Genomic DNA, 3,098 nt, shown 5'->3' on the forward strand with positions numbered 1-3,098 from the left:
ACTTGCAGTATCATCGGCGCTGGAGGTCTTAACTTCCGAGTTCGGAATGGAATCGGGTGGTTCCCCTCCGCCGTGGTCACCAGGACGAAATATATAAGAGAAACAGGTGAAGAGAGAGAGTTAAGACTCACGATCTATTAGTACCGGTCAGCTGAACACATTACTGCGCTTACACTTCCGGCCTATCTACCAGGTGGTCTGCCTGGGATCTTCAGTGTCTTGCGACAAGGGAGAACTTATCTTGTGGCTGGTTTCCCGCTTAGATGCTTTCAGCGGTTATCCATTCCGATTATAGCTACCCTGCTATGCCACTGGCGTGACAACAGGTCCACTAGGGAATCGTCCATTCCGGTCCTCTCGTACTAGGAACAGACCCACTCAATTCTCCTACGCCCACAGAAGATAGGGACCAAACTGTCTCACGACGTTTTAAACCCAGCTCGCGTACCACTTTAAACGGCGAACAGCCGTACCCTTGGGACCTGCTCCAGCCCCAGGATGTGATGAGCCGACATCGAGGTGCCAAACCGCATCGTCGATGTGAACTCTTGGATGCGATCAGCCTGTTATCCCCGGCGTACCTTTTATCCGATGAGCGATGGCCCTTCCATGCGGGACCACCGGATCACTAACACCTACTTTCGTACCTGCTCGACATGTCTGTCTCGCAGTCAAGCTCCCTTATGCGTTTGCACTCAACGGCTGGTTTCCAATCAGCCTGAGGGAACCATTGCGCGCCTCCGTTACTCTTTGGGAGGCGACCGCCCCAGTCAAACTACCCACCAGACACTGTCTCCCTGCCGGATAACGGCGAGGGATTAGAATCCTAAACTAACAAGGGTGGTATTTCAAGGTTGACTCCACAGATACTAGCGTACCCGCTTCACAGTCTCCCACCTATCCTACACATGATAGTTCAAGATCCAATGTCAAGCTATAGTAAAGGTGCACAGGGTCTTTCCGTCTTTCTGCGGGGAGACGGCATCTTCACCGCCAATTCAATTTCACTGAGTCTCTGGTCGAGACAGTGCGGAGATCGTTACGCCATTCGTGCAGGTCGGAACTTACCCGACAAGGAATTTCGCTACCTTAGGACCGTTATAGTTACGGCCGCCGTTTACTGGGGCTTCAATTCAATGCTTCGCTTGCGCTGACATCTCCTCTTAACCTTCCAGCACCGGGCAGGCGTCAGACCCTATACGTCGTCTTACGACTTAGCAGAGTCCTATGTTTTTAGTAAACAGTCGCCACCGCCATTTCTCTGCGACCACTCGAAGCTTGCGAAGTAAATACGCTCACCCCAAATGGCACCCCTTCTCCCGAAGTTACGGGGTAATTTTGCCGAGTTCCTTAACCAGAGTTCTCTCAAACGCCTTGGGTTACTCACCCCACCCACCTGTGTCGGTTTACAGTACGGTCTGCATATCTTCTCACTTAGAGGCTTTTCTCGGCAGTAGAGGCTCAATCACTTCTGTCTTACGACACGGCATCACTTCTCGGGATAGAGAGACACGGATTTGCCTATGTCTCATCCCTACCAGCTTGCACCGGGATATCCAACACCCGGATGACCTACCTTCCTGCGTCCCCCCATCGTTCAAACGAACATATGCAGGTACGGGAATATTAACCCGTTTCCCATCAACTACGCTTTTCAGCCTCGCCTTAGGGGCCGACTAACCCTGGGAAGATTAACTTTACCCAGGAAACCTTGGGTTTACGGCGAACAGGTTTTTCACCTGTTTTATCGTTACTCATGCCAGCATATTCACTTCCCATCAGTCCAGCAGACTTTCCAATCTACCTTCATCCCAGATGGGAACGCTCTCCTACCAACCAGGTAAACCTGATTCCGAAGCTTCGGCACCATACTTAGCCCCGTTACATTTTCGGCGCAAAGTCGCTAGACCAGTGAGCTATTACGCTTTCTTTTAAGGGTGGCTGCTTCTAAGCCAACCTCCTGGCTGTCTAAGCGACTTCACCTCCTTTCCCACTTAGTATGGATTTGGGGGCCTTAGCTGTCGGTCTGGGCTCTTTCCCTCTCGACCACGAACCTTATCACCCGCGGTCTGACTCCCAGGATCTTAACTTACGGCATTCGGAGTTTGAAAGGGTTTGGTAAGCGGGTAAGCCCCCTAGCCCTGTCAGTGCTCTACCTCCGCAAGTAAACTCCTGAGGCTATACCTCAATATATTTCGGAGAGAACCAGCTATCACCGAGTTTGATTGGCCTTTCACCCCTATCCACAAGTCATCCGAGTAATTTTCAACTTACAACGGTTCGGTCCTCCACTTGGTTTTACCCAAGCTTCAACCTGCTCATGGATAGATCACCCGGCTTCGGGTCTAATCCGCAGTACTAATCGCCCATTTAAGACTCGCTTTCGCTACGGCTACACCTCATCGGCTTAACCTCGCACTACAGATTAACTCGCTGGCCCATTATGCAAAAGGCACGCGGTCACACCACGAAGGTGCTCCCACTGCTTGTAGGCATACGGTTTCAGGTTCTATTGCACTCCCCTAACAGGGGTTCTTTTCACCTTTCCCTCACGGTACTGGTACACTATCGGTCGTCAGGGAGTATTTAGCCTTGGAAGATGGTCCTCCCAGATTCAAACGGGATTTCTCGTGTCCCGCCCTACTCAGGTACCCTACTCGCCACTTTCGATTTCGCATACGAGGCTCTCACTCGCTATGGCCGCACTTTCCAGTACGTTCTGCTATCTAATAATGGATCGATTATTAGGGCCCTACAACCCCGCATGGCCGAAGCCACACGGTTTAGGCTTTTCCAAGTTCGCTCGCCGCTACTATCGGAATCTCTCTTGATTTCTCTTCCTTCGGGTACTGAGATGTTTCACTTCCCCGAGTTCGCTTCCAAAAGCCTATGTATTCAGCAATTGGATGACTAGACATTACTCTAGCCGGGTTGCCCCATTCGGAAATCCCCGGATCAAAGCCTGCTTGACGGCTCCCCGAGGCTTATCGCAGCCTTCCACGTCCTTCATCGCCTCCTGACGCCAAGGCATCCACCGTATGCCCTTAACATCTTAACTCTCTTCTCTTCACCTATTCGTCTGTCAATGATCACAAGCT

At 51.4% G+C, this 3,098-nt stretch carries 2 rRNA genes; both read right to left on the bottom strand.

The annotated features are described in order from the left end of the window. Positions 1–84: ribosomal RNA gene (rrf, locus tag H4684_RS20235) — 5S ribosomal RNA — on the bottom strand; the annotation flags it as partial. 32 nt (positions 85–116) lie between these two features. Continuing rightward, positions 117–3,058 (bottom strand): 23S ribosomal RNA (locus H4684_RS20240). Positions 3,059–3,098: the final 40 nt, after the last annotated feature.

This window comes from Desulfomicrobium macestii (genome assembly GCF_014873765.1).
Lineage (GTDB): Bacteria > Desulfobacterota > Desulfovibrionia > Desulfovibrionales > Desulfomicrobiaceae > Desulfomicrobium > Desulfomicrobium macestii.